This window comes from Salinibius halmophilus, from assembly GCF_003577475.1.
GTDB classification, from domain to species: Bacteria; Pseudomonadota; Gammaproteobacteria; order Pseudomonadales; family Natronospirillaceae; genus Salinibius; species Salinibius halmophilus.
In genome coordinates this window covers 288,508-307,323 of record NZ_QPEP01000001.1, presented here as the reverse complement: position 1 = coordinate 307,323, position 18,816 = coordinate 288,508, and the positions used below count along the sequence as shown (strand labels likewise).

The window sequence follows — 18,816 nt, the reverse complement described above, 5'->3', positions numbered from 1 at the left end:
CTCTGCCAGAAAAACCCCGCCATTGCGGGGTTTTTTTATGCCTCAAGGTAGCTTGTAACTCACCACAGGTAGGTCTGTAAATCACCCGCGTAGCGGGTGTTTGCAGACAGGGACGTCTGCAAGGGCGAATCGCAGGAGCATGATTCGCTTGCAGACATGAGTGAGACCCGGTTTTGCGAAGCAAAATCAAAAGCACGAGGTGCTTTTGAAGGGACGAACGACGGGCCATGGATGGGCCGGCTGGAAGCCCCCGCATGGACGCATTGCCCAGTTACACTACTAACAACATGCTATCGCTAGCGGGCAGCTCTAAGCAAAGCTAAACGTTAAATAACAGCTTCACTCGCTTTCGTAATAACAATAATTCAATGTCACCACTAGGTTGTCGCTGTTCACCAAGTGCGTATCGAACCTTGGTTCTAATCGAATGTCCTCATGCTCAAGCGGCTGGCAAATGCCGCCAGGTGTCATGCCTGCATAGCGTCCATCTTCAGCTTGTCCAAGCCAGTAGCCACTGGTTTCGGCAATAGTCGTAAACTGGCCGCGAAGTTGTGGTAAAAACGCCAGGCGAGGGCGGTCTAGGCGCGTTGCAAAACTAAAACCATGATATTGGGCGAAGGTACTATTACGCCATTCATTGCCCGGCATATCCTGGTGTACATCGCGCAGAAAAAGTGGCCCATCAACAATGTCATCCGATAAACCACGGCGGTATGGAATTGCCATAGATGGCACATAGATACGCTCGATATCCGCAGCTTTATAGTATTTCATCGTTTCTAAACGAGCCTGATACTGTTTATGTATCGCCAAATATTGCGGCAGTGCCACCGCTAGGCTTAAAGCAAAAGCGGCACTTGGTATGGCAATGACTAGATATTTACTAGGGTGCTGCCAGTGGCTAAGCGCCTGGTGTGCAAGGCTTACTATGGTTAACACAATAAAAAACTGCGCGACAAATGCTGTGCGACCGCCATAGTTCACCCCAGTTGAGCCTATCATGGTTGTGGCACAAAGCACGGCTAAAAATAGCCATGCCAAAGGTTGAATCGACTTGATTCGAACGCCTGTTACGGCCAGTGCAAGCAAAAGGGCGCTAATTAGCCATACACTGTAGGTTTCTGTCGTTTCTACCTGCCAAATACGCTTAAACAACGGATATGCCCGCACAAACAAGGACTGGCCATCATCCTGTGCGGCAAAGCGGGCGAAGTTCCCCGGTGCCGCCAATAACACTATAGTGCCGATGACCAGTGCTGCTAATAACCACCAGTTTTGTTTTGTTCTGCTCACCGGGTGCACAATAAACAGCGCAAGCGTGAAGATCACTGCGCTAACCGATAGGTTCTCTAGAGCACTGCCAAGCCAAAGTGCCAACACAAAATAAAATGCCAGCTTAATACGGCTAAGTTCAACTGGGTATAATAGCTGTTTCGCAATTAATAGCATGATGGCAGCGGGCCATAAATAGGCAATTGCACCAGTTTTCCAAAGTGTGGCCTCACCAAAAGCACTAGGTAATAACCAGAGCAGAATAAATGTAAGCAGCCCAATGATGGCTTTGTGGATATCGGTTGCTTTCGGTGCAATGGTCGTGATGGTTAGGTACATAACCGAAAACATCACCAAGCTATTTGCAATGGCAAAAACTAGCGTGTGACCGGGGTAATGTAGCAGCATTAAAAATGTGGCGAACAACACGCTCACACGCCCCGTCCAGTTCATGTACTCAGACGCAATGCGGGAGAAAATATCAAAAAAGTTACTCGGCGGTACTGCGCGCCACCAGTCGTCGCCCCAGAGTGGGGTCATAATGTTAAAGGCAAAAAATGCCAGTGTGATCAACGCAACGGTTGTCACAGTGATTGGTGATCGGTGGAAAAAAGCGCGCACAGCAGAAATCCTTAACTATTGTTTTGCGCACAGTGTATTGACTTTATTACCGCTAAGAAAGGCAAGCATAAGCTGGCTGTGAATGTGGTCAATAAATGCAGGCATAAAAAAAGACGCCCTGAGGCGTCTTAATTTAAGGTGTTGGTGGCAATTGTTATCGAACCAGCCGCTCAGCTTTAAGTTGGCAATAATGCTTAGTGCCGCTTGCTGTTGAAACTTCAGGCGTCGAGAACAGGCTTTAGCCTTCTTGAAAGTAGCTAATAGTGTCCATTTCCTTGTGGGGAATGCCAATGATATCTATGGTGGTGCTACTGAATAGATAAAACACAACGTGCTGCCCTTCAGGGAAGCTGTAGTACCCTTCGCAAATATCCGTGCGGTGCTTGCCCAGCAGAGGGTTTTCCGCCAGCCATTGAAATCGCGCTTCAATGCTCTTCAAGTAAAGGTTACGCTGGGTTTTGCCCCAGGTCCGCTCGGTATAGCGACCAATATTTTTAAGATCGGCCCGCGCGCGTTGGGTTACTCGGACTTTTCTAGCCGGCTGCATTAGGATTCAGCATCCAGATCGCTGATCAGCGAATCCATAGAAAAACCATCAACAAACTCACCATTTTTGGCTTGGTTTGCTCCTTCTGATAGGTGAGCACGAAGAGCTTCGAGTTTGCATTTGCGCTCTTCCATGGCACGTAATGCATCGCGCACCACTTCGCTGGCGGAGCCGTAGCGACCGCTTGAAATTTCATTTTTGATGAATGCCTCCCAATGGTCCCCTAAGCTCAAGCTAGTTGTGGCCATAATTTTCCTCCAGTATTCATATTTAACAATATTGAATATAGTCTAGGCTAGCTGTGATGGCAATGGCGCACTTTTGACTCCAGTTCTTGAATAATGAACTAAGAGCTTCGGCTAAAGACATAAAAAAAGACGCCCGAAGGCGTCTTAATTTAAGATGTTGGTGGAGACGGCGGGAGTCGAACCCGCGTCCGCAAATCCGCCACTCTCGGTACTACATGTTTAGTCTGTCTTTGAGTTTCGCGCTATGGCTGCGAACAGACACGCCACCAAAACGCTAGCCCGAATTAGATTTAACGCTTCAGCTCTCAGGCGGGAGCATCCACGCTAGCTTGATTGGGTTTGACTCCCCATTGGTCCCCGTCCTACAAGCGGAGGCTGGGGTGGGAAGGCGCTAGACAGGTTATTAAGCTGCTAGTGCGTAAGAGTCGTCGTTTGCGACTATATTTTGCAACTTTGATTTACGAGTTTGGTTGCCAACTCGACATGCACCTAAAGCTTTGTGATCCCCGTCGAAGCCATTTCGTCCCCATAAGAATCGCAGCGATTGTAACAGTTGTTACATCTAACTGCCAAGCACTGTTATTGGCGAGTGTTAAGGTTAGCGCGCCGAATGCTTCATGATGCGAGATTTTTGCTTTTTCCAATCTCGATCTTTCATGGTTTCACGTTTATCGTGCGCTTTTTTACCCTTACCAATGCCAATTTCACATTTAATGTATGGGCCTTTCCAGTGTAAGTTCAGCGCTACAACGGTGTAGCCGTCTTGATTGGCGGCACGCTCACACCTATCGAGTTCGCGACCATGCATCAATAGCTTTTTGGCACGACCTGGCTCACAGATCACATGCGTTGAAGCTGTGTTTAATGGGGTGACCTCGCAGCCAACTAAATAGGCTTCGCCATTTTGAAAAATAACGTATGCATCGTGTAGTTGTACTTTGCCTTGGCGCAGGCTTTTCACTTCCCAGCCTTGCAGAGATAAACCAGCTTCAATGCGCTCATCGATTGCGAAATCGAACGTGGCGCGGCGGTTCTGGGCGATATTTCCGGGCGATAACTTCTTCTTTTTAGCCATAAATAACCTTGTGCAATTGTCGGATATAGCGTCATTCGGTACTATCTAACCCTTGAGAGGTCATCTACCTACAAGCGGTTAAAGAAGTAGCTATGAAAATTGAACGATCGGCATTGGTTGCTCATTCAGCGCAAGCAATGTTTGAACTGGTGAATGACGTTGAACGATATCCTGAGTTCATTCCAGAGATTGCTAGTACACGCATTTTGACACAAAGCGGTAATCAATTAGAAGCAGAGTTATCAGTTCGCAAAGGTCCGTTCAGGCAAACCTTTGCTACAGCGAACACAAATGACCCTGGTAAATCTATTGCAATGCGCCTTAAATATGGCCCGCTTAAGCATCTAAGTGGCGGGTGGCAGTTTGTTGAGCTGAACGACAAAGCGTGCAAGATTGTTTTCTCGTTAGATTTTGAAGTGCAAAACCCTATTGCAGGGCTTGCATTTAAAAAGGTACTGACCGATATGTCAGATCATATGGTGGCGCTGTTTGTAGAGCGTGCCGATAAGTTAGCGGTTTAGTCATGAACTTGATTAATATTGAAGTTGTCTACGCCACACCAGAAAAGCAAAAAATTGTGGCGATTAAAGTAGAGCAAGGCACTACAGTGCGTGCTGCAGCAATGGCGAGTGGGCTTGATGCTGAATTCGAAGGTTTAGACTTAAGCAAAGCGCCATTGGGTATTTATGGAAAGGCTGTGAAAAAGCCTGAAGAGCAAGAAATAAAGGCCGGTGAGCGTATTGAAGTGTATCGCCCACTGATTGCCGATCCAAAAGCGGCTCGGCTCAAGCGGGCGGCAAAATAATTACTGAATATCGACGACTTGGCTGCCATCATGGAAAATGGACAGCAGTTCAACGCGGTCACCGCGATCAATAGCATAGTCAATCCGATTACTACTAGACTCAGTAATAGTAGATTGACCAAGTAATTGTTGAACCTCGGTTAGGCTCATGCCAACTTGAATTTGCTCTAGCGTAGCGTCTTCTATTAGTTGGCCTTGCTGAATAGTGCGCTCATAAGGGGTAATTGCTGCGCAGCCAGCAAACAAAAATACCGAGAGTAACAAGTAGCGATACATTTTCATCTCCTGATCCTTTATGATCATGGTAAGCAAATTCAAAGTTAAGTAGAAGGGTTGGCCTGTGAACGATCGTCATGAAGAAGCCGAACTGCGCAAAGCCGGGCTGAAGGTAACGCATCCGCGCTTAAAGATCTATGAACTATTAGAGACGAACCGCGAAGAGCACTTGAGTGCTGAAGACGTTTACCGCCGGTTAATTGAGCGTGGGGACGAAATTGGCTTAGCGACTGTGTATCGAGTGCTGACCCAGTTTGAGGCGGCCGGTATTGTTATTAAACATAACTTTGATGGCGGCCAAGCGGTTTTTGAACTCGCTGACGGTGAGCACCATGACCACATGGTTTGCATGGAAACTGGCAAAGTGATTGAATTTTTTGATGACGAAATCGAAAGATTGCAGCATGAAATTGCGGCAAAATACGGTTTTGAGTTGGTAGACCACAGCTTGGTGCTGTACGTCAAACCAAAAAAATAGCGCCAAGGCGTTGGAGTACGTATGAAAAAACTAGTTCTGGCTATGCTGCTAGCCGTAACAAGCAGCTTTGCGCTAGCAGTGGAAGCGGGTGATCGCGCAATATTCTTTAAAACTGAAGCACTTGCCAACGCTGGCGGTACGATTAGTTTGCAAGAGTATCAAGGCCAGGTGGTGTTGTTAGACTTCTGGGCCAGCTGGTGTGCACCATGCCGCAAATCGCTGCCAGAGTACAACGAGCTGCGCGCTGAGTTGTTGGAGCAAGGCTTCGAAGTAATTGCCATTAGCTTGGATGAGAAGAAAGACGACGCTATTCGTTTCTTGGATCGTTTCCCGGTTGACTTTCCTGTGGCGTGGGGCTGGGATGAAAACTGGCGCTTGCCAACTGCTTATGGCGTAGAGGCGATGCCAACGTCATTTTTAATCGACCGCAACGGTGTTATTCAGCATGTTGAAGCAGGCACGCCGGATAAAGAAGCACTACGAACTGAAGTATTGCGCTTGTTGATTCAAGAATAGTGATAACATTTTAATAAATCGCTGATTAAAAAAAGCCACAATACGTGGCTTTTTTTGTTTTTGGTTGCATAGGTTGCCCGGCGCAATTTTCGGAATGTCATCCCCGAGTGGTTTTGTCGGGGATCTAGTTTGAGGTTTTACTTTGGTAACTAGATTCCCGCCTGCGCGGGAATGACTATTGCCCAGCGCAAACACGCGCCGTGGAATCTACGGGCTGTCATCCCCGAGTGGTTTTATCGGGGATCTAGTTTGAGGTTTTACTTTGGTAACTAGGTTCCCGCCTGCGCGGGAATGCCTTTAACCTTTAATGCGCTTCCGCTTGTTGCAGCATTTCACGCGCATGCGCCCAAGTTTGCTCGGTGAGCTCTACGCCGCCTAGCATGCGTGCGACTTCTTCGGTGCGCTCATCCATTGTTAGCCAGCGAGCGGCTGAGCGAGTATTGCCTTGTTGAACAGTTTTGCTAACAAACAGGTGCTGACTTGCTTGCGCGGCAACTTGCGGTTGGTGGCTAATACATAGCACTTGCACTTGTTGTGATAACTGTTTGAGTAGGCGGCCGACAATTTCCGCGGTGCCACCACTAATGCCAACATCCACTTCATCAAACACCAAGGCGGCAAGCTGGCTAGTTGAGGCGCAAACTACTTCAATGGCAAGGCTAATACGTGATAATTCACCACCCGAGGCGACTTTTTGTAAGGCTTGTAGTGGTTGGCCTGGGTTCATGCTCACAACAAACTCAACGCGCTCTTGCCCTAGTGCAATGTGGTTTTCATCAGCAATTGGGGTTAGCTTGGCTTCAAACTGAGCGTGAATAAGGCTCAGTGCTTTCAGCTGCGGAATGACCGCTTTGGCAAGCTTGTTGGCAGCTATTTGCCGTTTTTGCGTTAGTTGATCGGCTGTTGCTTGAACAACTGCTTTAGCGCTCGCTACGTCTTCTGTTTTCTCGGCAATGTCGTCATCACTAACAAAAAGTGACTGGCGCCGCTCTGCTAGCGCCTGCCATACGCTGGCTAGCTCCTGTGGCGCGCACTGGTGTTTGCGCGCAAGGCTCATATATTGCTGTAGTTGGTCAGCTAAGCTCGCAAGCAGCTCGTCATCTTGCTCTAGGTTGTCACACAAATGCTGCACCGACGACACGGTTTCTTGCACTTGAATTTTAGCCGATTCAAGCATTTCAACGGCGTCGTCAAAGCCTGGATGACTAACCGATGCCAGCTGCTGCAGGGCATAATTTAGTGCGCTAATAACATCTTCACCATCATCGTTTTGACAGCGGCTAAGCGCTTGCCAGCCTGCCATTTGTATTTGCTCAATGTTGGCTAGTTCGTCGTGGCGCTGATTAATCTCTTCGAAAGCTTGCTCGGTTGGGCTCAGGGCTTCCAGCTCTTCTAACTGGTAATCTAGCAGTTGGATTTCAGCCGACATTTCATCTTGCTGAAGTTTAAGTTGTTCAAGTTCACGAAGTTGTTTTTGCCAGTTAGCCGTTTGTTTTTGCAACTGCTGGCGCAAGGCTGTGGTGCCGGCGAACTCATCCAGCATATACATGTGGTTTTTGCTGTCTAATAAAGCTTGCTGGGCGTGTTGGCTGTGAATTTCTAATACTTGTTGGCCAATATCTTTGAGCTGCGATTGCGGTACCGCTTGGCCATTAATGTACGCTCGCGAGCGGCCTTCGCGCGCAATAACACGGCGTAATATTAGGTGGTTGCCGTCGATTAAGTCCTGCTCTGCTAGCCATGCCTTGGCAGCAGCTAGGTTGCTAACGTCGAACTCAGCCGATATCTCGGCTCGATCAACCCCGTGTCGAACCTGCCCGGGGTCGGCTTTGCCACCGGCTAACAGGTTAAGGGCATCAATTACTAATGACTTTCCCGCCCCGGTTTCACCGGTAATGATGGCCATGCCTTGGCGGAAATCGAGCTCAATCTGCTCAGCAATTGCCAAGTTCTTAATCGACAGTGTCAGCAGCATAACAGGGTCCATAATGTAGTCTGTATGAGTATACAGTAAATGTGATTTCGCCGTTGTGCAAGTAATTGGCAAAAAATTAATCAACGGTGGTTGAAATGCCAAAAGCAGCCCCTATTAACTAGGCACGTGCAATGAATCATGTTCGGGGAAGTTTCATGAGTGAACAAAATCAGCAGGCAGAAAACCAAGAGCAGGAAGTGCCAGAAGTAAACGAAGCACAGGTTGAGGAAGCGCAAGCAGCTCAAGACGACGCGCCAGAAGTAGGCGACGTTGATGTGACTGCACTGCAGGCTGAAGTAGCTGAGCTTAAAGATCAACTACTACGCAATCATGCAGAAATGCAAAACGTTCGCCGCCGTGCAGAGCAGGATGTTGAAAAAGCGCATAAGTTTGGCAATGAAAAGTTCGCCAAAGAAATGCTAACGGTTGTAGACAACCTTGAGCGTGCATTGCAGTCGTTGCCAGAAGAGCAAGACGAGCACTTTATTGCCATGCGCGAAGGGGTGGAGATGACGCTGAACTCGACTTTGGCAACTTTTGCCAAGTTCAGCATTGAACCGGTCAATCCAGAAAATGAGCCGTTCGACCCGCAGCTGCATCAAGCAATGAGCATGGTAGACAATCCAGAGCTGCCTGCTAATACGGTGATGGCAGTGATGCAAAAAGGCTACACCTTGCACGGCCGCTTATTGCGCCCGGCCATGGTGATGGTGAGCAAGGGTGGCCCAACACCAAATTCGATCGATGAGACAGCTTGAAAATAATTACGCTGTCTCCATATAAGTAACAAGCAAACGAATAATTGAAATATTGACCAGGCAAGCGAATCAAGCGCCGCCGGTCACAGAAGCTGGAGTTAAATATCATGGGTAAAATTATCGGTATCGACTTGGGGACCACAAACAGCTGTCTGTCAGTCCTCGAAGGTGACTCAGTTAAAGTTATCGAAAACGCCGAAGGCGACCGCACGACACCATCTATTGTTGCTTATGCAGAAGACGGTGAAGTATTGGTAGGTCAGCCAGCCAAGCGTCAAGCGGTAACTAACCCAGACAACACGCTTTATGCGGTTAAGCGTCTAATCGGCCGCCGTTTTGAAGACGAAGTGGTACAAAAAGACATCAAAATGGTGCCGTACAAAATCGTTAAAGCGGAAAACGGTGATGCTTGGGTAGAAGCACGTGGCAACAAGATGGCGCCACCACAGGTGTCGGCAGAAGTTCTTAAGAAAATGAAGAAAACTGCTGAAGACTACCTAGGTGAGAAGGTAACCGAAGCAGTGATTACGGTTCCGGCCTACTTTAACGACAGTCAGCGCCAAGCAACAAAAGATGCGGGTAAAATCGCTGGTTTGGAAGTAAAGCGTATCATCAACGAACCAACTGCGGCAGCATTGGCATACGGCCTTGATAAAAAAGGCGGCAAAGAAGACATGACTGTTGCCGTTTACGACCTTGGTGGTGGTACATTCGATATCTCGATCATCGAAATTGCTGACTTAGATGGTGAAAAGCAGTTTGAAGTATTGTCGACCAATGGTGATACCTTCCTAGGTGGTGAAGACTTCGACCTACGTGTGATCGAATACCTAGCGGAATCGTTCAAGAAAGATTCTGGCATTGATCTACACGGTGATTCATTGGCCATGCAGCGCTTAAAAGAAGCGGCTGAGAAAGCCAAAGTTGAGCTATCTTCGGCGCAACAAACAGATGTGAACCTGCCATACATCACTGCTGATGCATCAGGTCCTAAGCACCTTAACGTGAAAATTACGCGTGCGAAGCTTGAGTCTCTAGTAGAAGAACTAGTCACTCGCTCACTAGAACCATGTCGTCAAGCATTGAAAGATTCAGGCTTAGATGCGTCGGAGATCGACGAAGTGATTTTGGTAGGTGGTCAGTCTCGCATGCCACTGGTACAGAAGAGCGTTGAAGAGTTCTTCGGTAAAGCACCACGTAAAGACGTGAACCCAGACGAAGCCGTTGCCATGGGTGCTGCAATTCAAGGTGGCGTATTAGCTGGTGATGTGAAAGACGTGCTACTGCTAGACGTATCGCCGCTAACCCTAGGTATTGAAACCATGGGTGGTGTAATGACGCCGCTGATCGAGAAAAACACGACGATTCCTACGAATAAGTCGCAGGTATTCTCTACAGCAGACGACAACCAGAGTGCGGTAACCATTCACGTACTGCAAGGTGAGCGTAAACAAGCAGCACAGAACAAATCACTTGGCCGCTTTGACTTAGCTGACATTCCACCAGCGCCACGTGGTGTGCCACAAATTGAAGTATCGTTCGACATTGATGCCAACGGTATCCTAAATGTGTCGGCGAAAGATAAAGCGACTGGTAAAGAGCAGTCGATTGTGATCAAGGCCAACTCTGGTTTGTCGGACGAAGAAATCGAACAAATGGTGAAAGACGCTGAAGCCAACGCAGCGGAAGACAAAAAGTTCGAAGAAATGGTGCAAGCACGCAATACTGCTGACAGCTTGATCCACACGGCTCGCAAAACAGTAACCGACCTTGGTGATAAAGCGACCGACGAAGAGAAGCAAGCAGTTGAAACGGCAATCACAGACCTTGAAGAAGCCCTAAAAGGCGAAGACAAGGCAGAGATTGAAGCGAAGACTGAAGCACTGTCGACCGCAGCGCAAGCGTTGGCACAGCGCCTATACGCCGAGCAAGCTGAAGGTCAGCCAGGTGCAGATCAAGCGGCTGGCGAGCAGGCGAATAATGACGCTGGCGACGATGCCGTAGATGCTGAGTTTGAAGAGGTTAAAGACGATAAGTAATTTTGCACCGCGAAAATTACTTAGAGTTAGAGAGAAAAGGGCGGCTTCGGCCGCCTTTTAGTGCATTAGCCAGAAATTTTGGCAGAGTGGCTCACTTAAAAAGCCATTCTGCCAAGGTTTCTGCCCAAACGTGTTACAGATTGAGCAAAGTATTATGTCTAAACGTGATTACTATGAAGTACTAGGTGTTGAAAAAGGCGCCGATAAAAAAGATATCAAAAAAGCTTATCGTAAGCTGGCGATGAAGTATCACCCAGACCGTAATGCTGATAATCCAGACGCGGAAGCCAAGTTTAAAGAGCTATCCGAAGCATACGAAGTGCTAGCAGACGACGATAAGCGTGCAGCCTACGACCGCTTTGGTCATGCTGGTGTCAATGGCCAAGGTGGCTTTGGTGGTGGCGGTGGTGCTCATAGTGCATCCGACTTTGCAGACATCTTTGGTGACGTGTTTGGCGATATCTTTGGTGGCGGTGGTGGTCGTCGTCGCAGTCATGTGCAGCGTGGCGCCGACTTACGCTATACCATGGAACTTACGCTGGAAGAAGCAGCTGAAGGCGTTGAGAAAAAGATCAAAGTACCTACCACTGTGCCGTGTAACACCTGTGATGGCACTGGCGGCAAAAATGGCGCTAAGCCTGTTACCTGTCGTGTGTGTGGTGGTTCTGGTGCAGTACGTATGAGCCAAGGTTTCTTCGCTGTACAGCAAACTTGTCACCATTGTGGTGGTACAGGGCAAACCATCGACGACCCATGTAATGATTGTCATGGTCAAGGCGTTAAGAAAGAAACCAAAACCCTTAACGTGAAAATTCCAGCTGGTGTAGACACCGGCGACCGTATTCGCCTTTCTGGTGAGGGTGAAGCGGGTATGCATGGCGGCCCATCGGGTGACCTCTACGTGCAAGTAGCGGTAAAACAGCACAGCATATTTGAGCGCGAAGGCGGCAATTTATACTGCGAAGTACCGATTTCTGTGGTCGATGCAGCACTAGGTGGTGAACTAGAAGTGCCAACACTAAATGGCAAAGTGAAGCTGCGAGTACCCGCCGAAACACAAACCGGAAAACTATTCCGTTTGCGCGGCAAGGGCATCAAGCCTGTGCGCAGCCCAGAAGTAGGCGACTTGTTATGCCGAGTGGTTGTGGAAACGCCGGTGAAGCTCAGTGAGCGCCAAAAAGAACTGCTAGAAGAGTTCCGTGGCACCCTGGACGAGAAAAAACACTCACCGCGTCGTAATAGCTTCTTCGACTCAGTGAAGAAATTCTTCGGCGAGATGTAGGTTGTACGGCGCGCTTTCGCGCCGGGCAACAGTCATTCCCGCGCAGGGGGGAATCTAGTTGCAGACTCACAATCCAATAGCTAGATCCCCGATAAAACCACTCGTGGATGACGGCTTTGGTCGTTTTTATCGGTCATTCCCGCGCAGGCGGGAATCTAGCCACCGCATTCAAAAACCTCACCGGCTATCCTCCACCTACGCGACCGCCCAAATAAGTGATAAAGTAGCGCAAAAATGTGGAGCGAAATCATGACACGTATTGCTGTAGCCGGCGCAATTGGCCGTATGGGCAAGGCCCTTATTCAAGAAATTACTGCAAGTGAAGGTGTAGAGCTTGGCGCAGGTTCTGTACTACCTGATTCAAGCCTCATCGGCGCCGATGCTGGCGAAGTTGCGGGTGTGGGCAAGCTAGGCGTCGCCCTAGTAAGCGACCTCAACACAGTACTCAACGACTTCGATATCCTGATTGATTTCACCTCGCCTGAAGCCACCATGGCGCACCTAGCCATGTGCGCGCAGCACGGTAAAGGCATTGTCGTGGGTACCACTGGCCTAACTGCAGATAACCGAGAGGCACTAAAGCAAGCCGGCGATAAAACTCGCGTGGTATTCGAAATGAATATGAGCGTTGGAGTAAACGTGCTGCTTAACCTAGTAAAACAAACGGCTGCCACGCTGGGTGATGATTACGATATCGAGATCGTTGAAGCTCATCACCGCCACAAAGTCGATGCGCCGTCTGGCACCGCCCTACGCCTTGGTGAGGCCGCTGCCGAAGGCGTTGGTCGCAACCTTTACGACGTGGCTATTTACGGCCGAGAAGGCCAAACAGGCGCCCGTGACCGCCAAACCATAGGGTTCGCTACCATTCGCGCAGGTGACGTCGTCGGCGATCACACGGTTATTTTTGCAACCGAAGGTGAACGAGTTGAAATCACCCACAAAGCAAGCTCGCGGCAAACATTTGCCAAAGGCGCAGTGCGCGCGGCAAAGTGGTTGCAAGGCAAAGAAAACGGCTTCTACGACATGCGCGCCGTGCTTGATCTGTAAAATTTTGTAACCTAGAGCTAGGCTAACACCCTAGTAGACTATTTTGTCACCAAAGTGAAATACTGGCGACAAGGGTGAAACTGTTGTGACAAAACACCTATAAAGCGTCATTTTCGGTGAATTTATCGTGCCAACAGCGGTGCGATTTACTGGAAATTAACAAAAAGGTGGGTGCAATATTGACTTTTGTCGCCTTAAAGCAAAAAAAGTTCAAAAAAACGGGTTGACCGACACAATTCGTTTTGGTTGTAATAGGAACTAGTTCACGAGCTCGTCTAAATTCGGTGATCGGGTTGTAATGTAAAGTTGCGATTGCCGTGAAGTTTGACCACGAACTCGTACAGATACTTGTCATAAGTCTGTCACAACAATTAAGCAGACTTGCGACTAGAAATTCTAACAGACTGTTGTGTAAATTCTCGGTCTGTGTAGACTACAAGCAACCTGGTGCAAAAACCGGTTAATCGATAATAAAAAGGGGAATCATTCAATGAAAGCATTGAAAATTGCTTCACTGACAGCTCTGGCTGCTGCCATCTCTGCGCAGGCTGCTGCAGATTTTTACATCACTAAAGGCGCTGACATCACTGTTACAGGTTCACTGTACACTGAGGCAGTTGTTGATATTACAAACGAACAGGTTTTCGTAACAAACCAAAACGGTGACTCTGAAGCTGTTTGGGCGAAGTTAAACCTAACTAACAATGTATTCAACGCGACGCTTGTTGCTGAGCCGATCAACGCATCTGCTGACCTAAAAGACGTAACTGTAACTGACGGCAACATCAAGTTCGGTCAAGTTGGTGGTCTAGGCAACACTCACGAATACTTCGGTCTACATGAAGACGTAAGCCAGGAGTCTTACGGTGTAGATGCTGGTATCCGCCTTTCTAACCTAGCAGGTGTTTCTGGTCTTTCAGCTCAGCTTGAAGGTGCTGGTAGCCCTAACCGTAACTCAGGTACGCTTGACGATCCTTCAACGGCAGGTGTGAACGAAACTGCTGAAGGTAACGATTTTGGCCTAGGTGTTGCTTACTCTAGCGACGTGGCGGACGGTGTAACACTTCACGCAAACGTTGCTGCTCGCCAAGCTCACTTCCTTGCTGCTGACGAAGACAACACTGTTGCCGGTGAAGACTTTGGTGGTCAGAGCTACGGCCTTAAAACTCACGTTGGTTTGGGTGTGACAGCTAAAGCTGGTCCAGCAACCATTAAGGCTGTTGTAAACAACCAAAACCAGAACGAAGCATCTACAACTGACGTTGGTGCGGAAGTTGTTGTAGTAACTGGTCCAATCACTACTACTGCTGCTGTTGTCACGCTTCTAACGGACGCGGAAACTGATCCGTTGCACGCGCTAGGTAAAGTTGCTTACTCACAAGACGGTCTAGGTGCACACGTTCAGTACAAATTCAAAACTACTGAAGCAGACGAAGACAAAACTGGCGACGAATTCGAAGCTGGCGTTTCATACTCGCTAACTCAAGACATGATCACTTACGCAGCTGAATCTACATTCTCTGCTGGTGACATCCTTGACGAGAACGAAGATGATTCAATCGCTGAGAAACTAGCGACAACTGTTTCTGCTGCGTACAAGTCTTCTGTTGGTGCAACTTACAAAGCTGCATTCACTAACGAAACACTTGCTGAAAACGAAGCGAACAAGCTAACTCTTTCTGCTTCTTACAGCTTCTAATCTAAACTCAGGCATTGCCTGATTAGATTTCAAAAGCCGGCTTAATGCCGGCTTTTTGCGTTTTTGGCTGTTGGCTTCTATTGCATCGCTTTTTTCTTTGCTTTCTGGTTAATCTTTTTGCACTATGCCTGCGTACATTACCGATTGTTTAGGTGTGGCTTGTTTAGTATGGCTGCTTAGTGCGTAGTATTGAACTGTACTCGCTAGGTTAGTTGCTAAGTTAGCCTCTAGGTCTTCATTACAGTGAGGGGATATGTCGCAAGCTGTTTCTCGTGTTGCCATTCTTGTTGGTATTCTTACTGCACTTTTTCTTGCTGCGCTCGATCAAACCATTATTGCCACTGCGCTGCCGTCTATTGCGAGCGACCTGAGCTTTCCGGCATCGTTAATTAGCTGGCTAGCGACTTCTTATTTAGTAGCTAGTACCGTGTCGTTACCGATTTGGGGCAAGCTGTCGGATATTTATGGTCGCAAGGCCACTTTACTAACGGGTGTGGCCTTGTTTGTGCTAGCCAGTGTGTTGTGTGGTTTTGCTAATTCACCATTAGAGCTAGTGCTGCTGCGCGCGCTGCAAGGTTTGGGTAGTGCGGGTATTTTTGCCAACGTGTTCGCCATCGTTGGCGAGGTGTTTACACCGCGTGAGCGGCCAAAGTTTCAGGGGCTGTTGGGCGCTATGTTTGGCTTGGCTTCTCTTATTGGCCCTTGGATTGGCGGCTTGGTGACCGATGCCTTCGGCTGGCAATGGGTGTTTTGGCTAAACCTTCCTCTGGGATTGATTGCCATGGCAGTCATCGCCTATAAGCTGCCACCGCTAAAAAACGATCGCGGTGGGCGTATTCAATGGTTAAGCGTATTGTTATTAGTCTTGGGCGTAGTGCCAATTATGTTGGTTATGGCAGAGCTCGGTGAAACCCGCGCTTTGTTGCCAAGTATGGCGATTGCACTGGCGTTTGGTGTTTTGATGACAGCAGCATTTATCTACCACGAGTGGGTGAGTAAAGAGCCAGTGCTAAATGTGCACCTGTTTCGCAACCCAGTCTATGGGCGTGCAGGGCTTGCGACGTTTGTTTTGGGGATGTCGTTTTTAGGCACCATTATTTATGTGCCACTATTTGCCGTAAATGCCATTGGTGTGTCGGCTACCATTGCTGGGGCGGCGCTAACGCCACTTACCTTTGGTTTTGTATTGGGCAATGTATTGTCTGGCCAGTTGGTCTCGCGTATTGGTTTTTATAAGCCAGTGTTGGTGCCCACCACCTTTGTGCAAGCTGTTTTATTTATGCTGTATGCCTTTTGGGTGTCGCCTGAGCTATCTTTCTTGGGCTTTGCGCTGTCGTTATTCGTATTGGGTTTGTCTATTGGTCCAACGTTGCCGCTGTACACCCAGATTATGATCAGCTCAGTGTCGCGAGACCAAATGGGTGTGGCATCTAGTAATGCCACCTTTATTCGCCAGGTCGGCGCAACACTCGGGTTGGCAATGATAGGCCTGCTGTTTACCTTTGTTTTGTCGGATAGCAATGCAGCCCTGCTAAGCCAGTTTGCCGCCCAGCTGCCAACGCAAGCGCTTGCCGAGCTGCAGCAGTTGCAGGTGCAAGGGCTGACGCCAGAGATGATTGATCAGGTGGTGAATAACCCAACTACCCAAGCGGCGATGCAGCCATTGGTTGCCAAATCTTGGTCGGATTCCCTAGCAGCCGTGTTTTTTACCTCTAGTATTATCGCGTTTATTGGGTTTTTATTTACCGCTTGGATGCCGGATGTGAATCTGCACGCAACCGATCCAGTAGCCAAGTCGTAGCCGGGCCTTTTTCGTTGCTGCGGCTAGCGGCCACCAAGGCTTCGTGTCTAGGTGGTCGGTGCTGGTCTAAGCGCACAAGTAGGTTGCTGCTTAACTGTGCTTGAATGCGAGCAAGGGGTAAATAGCCAGCGCCTAGGCCTGCTACTTGGGCCGAGATTTTATCTTCCATGGTTGCCACATATACCTTTTTAGCACTGGCTAGCCAGCCTAAGGATACCGGTTGTAGCCGCTCGGCTTTATCGCGAATGACGACAATGGCATGTTGCTTTAGCTCATCTTCACTGGCAGCTTGGTTTAGCAGCGCTAGTGGGTGAGTCGCTGCGGCGCAGAAAGCAAAATCGTAAGGGCTGAGTTCATCAATATGAATGCCGGTTAGTTGTGGTTTGTTACTCATTGGGGTCAACAAAATGTCAGCTTTGCCTTCTTGCAGCATCTCCCAGCCTTGTGACATAACGCTATGGTGCAGCTCTAGTTGCACAAAGGGCCACTGTTTTTGAAAGTCGGCCAGTGCCGGCCAAAGTATGCTTTGCTCGGCTGCGGTGTCGATTGTTATGTCTACCTTGGCTTCAACGCCACTCGCTACTTGCTGGGCTTGATCGGCCAAGCCGTCAATGGCGTCTAGGATAAATCTGCCTTGTTCAAGAACCAGGTGCCCAGCTTCGGTGAGTTTAGCTTTGTGGCCACTGCGGTCGAACAGCGCAAGTTCTAGGTCGGCTTCCACTTTTTGAATAGTGTAGCTCAATGCCGATGGCACCTTGTGTAAACGCTCAGCCGCGGCAGCAAAACTTCCATAGCGGTCAATGGCATCAAGTGCGCGTAATAAGTCTAGGCTTAGTGGATTGTGCGCCAAGGTGGTCACCCTATTCAAATAATTTGATAAACATGCACAAGATCTTCCGGTTTGTTGCTGCGTAATACAAGGCTAGAGTGATCATTATAGATGACTAATTTAGGAGGTTTGTATGGCATTGCGTACCATTAAGCGCCGTGTGCAGGGTGTACCAACACAGGATGGCGCAGGCGTCAGTTTAACCCGCATGATTGGCACCCAGTATTTGCGCCATGCCGACCCATTCTTGATGCTTGATCGCTTTCACTCAGATAAGCCAGGCGATTACATTGCTGGTTTTCCTTCACACCCGCATCGTGGTTTTGAAACGGTGACTTATATGCTGGCAGGCAAAATGCGCCACCGTGATAACACAGGTCGTGAGGGTGTCATTCAGTCGGGTGGTGTGCAATGGATGACCGCCGGGCGCGGCATTGTGCATGAAGAAATGCCCGAACAAGAATCTGGCTTAATGTCTGGCTTTCAGTTGTGGGTGAATTTACCGGCGAAAGACAAAATGATGGCGCCACGTTACCAAGAGTTCGATCCAGACGTGATTCCAGAAGTTGAGCTTGAACATGGGTCGGTAAAAGTCGTAGCCGGTGAGTTTAATGGCGTGCAAGGCCCGGTTGGCGAAATTGCCATTCAGCCAACCTTTTTGGATATTGCGTTAACTGGTGGTGAGCTAAACCTAGATATACCGGATTCGTTCACAACGCTGGTGCACCCATATGAAGGTGAGTTGGTAATTAGTAACGACCAAGTGGTGGCTGCAGGTAGTATTGTGGAGTTAGGCGCTGGTGAGGCATTTACCTTGCGTGGCGAAGGCAAGGCGATCGTATTAGCGGGCAAGCCAATTAATGAGCCAATTGTGCAGTACGGGCCATTTGTGATGAATAAGCCCGAAGAGATTGAACAAGCCATCCGCGATTTTCAGTCGGGTAGGTTTTAGAATCGGTTTTGTTGCATCAGCGTCACCCCCGAGTGCTTTTATCGGGGTCTAGTTGGTGTTTAAACTTTGGTAACTAGATTCCCGCCTTCGCGGGAATGACTTTGATGTCACCCCCGAGTGCTTTTATCGGGGGTCTAGTTGGTGTTTAAGCTTTGGTAACTAGATTCCCGCCTTCGCGGGAATGACAGGCATAAAAAAACCGGCATAAGCCGGTTTTTTTAATCGCTAGGCAATCAGATTAAGCTTTAAGCGCTTTGATCTGAGCATTCAAGCGGCTCTTGGTACGAGCTGCTTTGTTTTTAGCAATGATGCCTTTGCGTGCCATGCTGTCTAGTGCAGGCTGTGCGTTGTTAAAAGCTGCAACGGCCTCGTCGTAATTCTTGGCTTCGATCGCTGCGTAGACCTTCTTAACGAAAGTACGGACCATTGAGCGTTGACCAACATTACGAGCGCGGCGTACAACAGCCTGACGTGCGCGTTTCTTTGAACCAGCAGAGTTTGCCACGATTCGCTCCTAAGAAATTCGGTGTATTAATCTATAAGGACGCCGGATTTTATTGATCGCGCACTAAGATGTCAAATAAAACGTTCAA

Annotated in this window: 19 protein-coding genes and 1 other RNA gene; 11 read left to right on the top strand and 9 right to left on the bottom strand. The window is 48.7% G+C overall.

Going from position 1 to position 18,816, the window contains the following annotated elements:
• Window positions 1-339 precede the first annotated feature (339 nt).
• From DUW71_RS01365 to smpB, 5 genes are all read right to left on the bottom strand, one after another.
• Window positions 340-1,893 (bottom strand): DUF6056 family protein, encoded by a 1,554-nt coding sequence (locus DUW71_RS01365; protein ID WP_119393438.1) that lies wholly within the window; start codon window positions 1,891-1,893, stop codon window positions 340-342.
• 238 nt (window positions 1,894-2,131) lie between these two features.
• On the bottom strand, window positions 2,132-2,440 hold the full coding sequence (locus DUW71_RS01360; protein ID WP_119393437.1) for a type II toxin-antitoxin system RelE/ParE family toxin: 309 nt from the start codon (window positions 2,438-2,440) through the stop codon (window positions 2,132-2,134).
• Window positions 2,440-2,688 carry a type II toxin-antitoxin system ParD family antitoxin gene (locus tag DUW71_RS01355; protein ID WP_119393436.1) on the bottom strand — a complete coding sequence of 83 codons (249 nt, stop codon included), beginning with the start codon at window positions 2,686-2,688 and terminating at the stop codon, window positions 2,440-2,442. The genes DUW71_RS01360 and DUW71_RS01355 overlap by 1 nt, the downstream gene beginning before the upstream one ends.
• Before the next feature lie 158 nt (window positions 2,689-2,846).
• Window positions 2,847-3,216: a transfer-messenger RNA gene (ssrA, locus tag DUW71_RS01350) on the bottom strand.
• Between the two features lie 70 nt (window positions 3,217-3,286).
• Complete coding sequence (gene smpB / locus DUW71_RS01345) at window positions 3,287-3,763, bottom strand: SsrA-binding protein SmpB (RefSeq protein WP_119393435.1); 477 nt, start codon at window positions 3,761-3,763, stop codon at window positions 3,287-3,289.
• A gap of 92 nt (window positions 3,764-3,855) precedes the next feature.
• Here smpB and DUW71_RS01340 point away from each other — a divergent pair, with 92 nt between their 5' ends.
• Complete coding sequence (locus tag DUW71_RS01340) at window positions 3,856-4,284, top strand: type II toxin-antitoxin system RatA family toxin (protein ID WP_119393434.1); 429 nt, start codon at window positions 3,856-3,858, stop codon at window positions 4,282-4,284.
• A gap of 2 nt (window positions 4,285-4,286) precedes the next feature.
• On the top strand, window positions 4,287-4,568 hold the full coding sequence (locus DUW71_RS01335) for an RnfH family protein (RefSeq protein ID WP_119393433.1): 282 nt from the start codon (window positions 4,287-4,289) through the stop codon (window positions 4,566-4,568).
• On the opposite strand, the gene DUW71_RS01330 is transcribed toward DUW71_RS01335, so the two are convergent.
• Window positions 4,569-4,850: an outer membrane protein assembly factor BamE gene (locus tag DUW71_RS01330; RefSeq protein ID WP_158583821.1), complete on the bottom strand. Its 282-nt coding sequence runs from the start codon at window positions 4,848-4,850 to the stop codon at window positions 4,569-4,571.
• Between the two features lie 58 nt (window positions 4,851-4,908).
• Between DUW71_RS01330 and fur the strand changes: the two genes are divergently transcribed.
• Together fur and DUW71_RS01320 are read left to right on the top strand one after the other, a co-directional pair.
• A complete protein-coding gene (fur, locus tag DUW71_RS01325; RefSeq protein ID WP_119393431.1) occupies window positions 4,909-5,322 on the top strand; it encodes a ferric iron uptake transcriptional regulator in 414 nt (137 codons plus the stop codon).
• A gap of 21 nt (window positions 5,323-5,343) precedes the next feature.
• Window positions 5,344-5,838 carry a TlpA family protein disulfide reductase gene (locus DUW71_RS01320; protein ID WP_119393430.1) on the top strand — a complete coding sequence of 165 codons (495 nt, stop codon included), beginning with the start codon at window positions 5,344-5,346 and terminating at the stop codon, window positions 5,836-5,838.
• A gap of 304 nt (window positions 5,839-6,142) precedes the next feature.
• Here the strand turns inward: DUW71_RS01320 and recN are convergent, their stop codons facing one another.
• Window positions 6,143-7,915: a DNA repair protein RecN gene (gene recN / locus DUW71_RS01315; protein WP_119393429.1), complete on the bottom strand. Its 1,773-nt coding sequence runs from the start codon at window positions 7,913-7,915 to the stop codon at window positions 6,143-6,145.
• Window positions 7,916-7,968: 53 nt separating this feature from the next.
• Between recN and grpE the strand changes: the two genes are divergently transcribed.
• The 6 genes from grpE (at window position 7,969) to DUW71_RS01285 (ending at window position 16,442) form a co-directional block, all read left to right on the top strand.
• The gene (grpE, locus tag DUW71_RS01310) at window positions 7,969-8,571 is read left to right on the top strand and encodes a nucleotide exchange factor GrpE (RefSeq protein WP_119393428.1); all 603 of its coding nucleotides are present in this window, start codon (window positions 7,969-7,971) and stop codon (window positions 8,569-8,571) included.
• Window positions 8,572-8,678: 107 nt separating this feature from the next.
• Window positions 8,679-10,610, top strand: a complete 1,932-nt coding sequence (gene dnaK, locus DUW71_RS01305; RefSeq protein WP_119393427.1) for a molecular chaperone DnaK — start codon at window positions 8,679-8,681, stop codon at window positions 10,608-10,610.
• A gap of 154 nt (window positions 10,611-10,764) precedes the next feature.
• Window positions 10,765-11,892 carry a molecular chaperone DnaJ gene (gene dnaJ, locus DUW71_RS01300; protein ID WP_119393426.1) on the top strand — a complete coding sequence of 376 codons (1,128 nt, stop codon included), beginning with the start codon at window positions 10,765-10,767 and terminating at the stop codon, window positions 11,890-11,892.
• Between the two features lie 249 nt (window positions 11,893-12,141).
• Window positions 12,142-12,942: a 4-hydroxy-tetrahydrodipicolinate reductase gene (gene dapB / locus DUW71_RS01295; RefSeq protein ID WP_119393425.1), complete on the top strand. Its 801-nt coding sequence runs from the start codon at window positions 12,142-12,144 to the stop codon at window positions 12,940-12,942.
• 490 nt (window positions 12,943-13,432) lie between these two features.
• Window positions 13,433-14,641 (top strand): hypothetical protein, encoded by a 1,209-nt coding sequence (locus DUW71_RS01290; protein ID WP_119393424.1) that lies wholly within the window; start codon window positions 13,433-13,435, stop codon window positions 14,639-14,641.
• Between the two features lie 253 nt (window positions 14,642-14,894).
• Window positions 14,895-16,442 (top strand): MDR family MFS transporter, encoded by a 1,548-nt coding sequence (locus tag DUW71_RS01285; protein WP_119393423.1) that lies wholly within the window; start codon window positions 14,895-14,897, stop codon window positions 16,440-16,442.
• On the opposite strand, the gene DUW71_RS01280 is transcribed toward DUW71_RS01285, so the two are convergent.
• On the bottom strand, window positions 16,384-17,292 hold the full coding sequence (locus DUW71_RS01280) for a LysR substrate-binding domain-containing protein (RefSeq protein WP_158583820.1): 909 nt from the start codon (window positions 17,290-17,292) through the stop codon (window positions 16,384-16,386). The genes DUW71_RS01285 and DUW71_RS01280 overlap by 59 nt on opposite strands.
• 112 nt (window positions 17,293-17,404) lie before the next feature.
• Between DUW71_RS01280 and DUW71_RS01275 the strand changes: the two genes are divergently transcribed.
• Window positions 17,405-18,223: a pirin family protein gene (locus DUW71_RS01275; RefSeq protein WP_119393421.1), complete on the top strand. Its 819-nt coding sequence runs from the start codon at window positions 17,405-17,407 to the stop codon at window positions 18,221-18,223.
• A gap of 238 nt (window positions 18,224-18,461) precedes the next feature.
• Here DUW71_RS01275 and rpsT read toward each other — a convergent pair whose 3' ends face one another.
• Window positions 18,462-18,728 carry a 30S ribosomal protein S20 gene (gene rpsT, locus DUW71_RS01270; RefSeq protein ID WP_119393420.1) on the bottom strand — a complete coding sequence of 89 codons (267 nt, stop codon included), beginning with the start codon at window positions 18,726-18,728 and terminating at the stop codon, window positions 18,462-18,464.
• Window positions 18,729-18,816 lie beyond the last annotated feature (88 nt).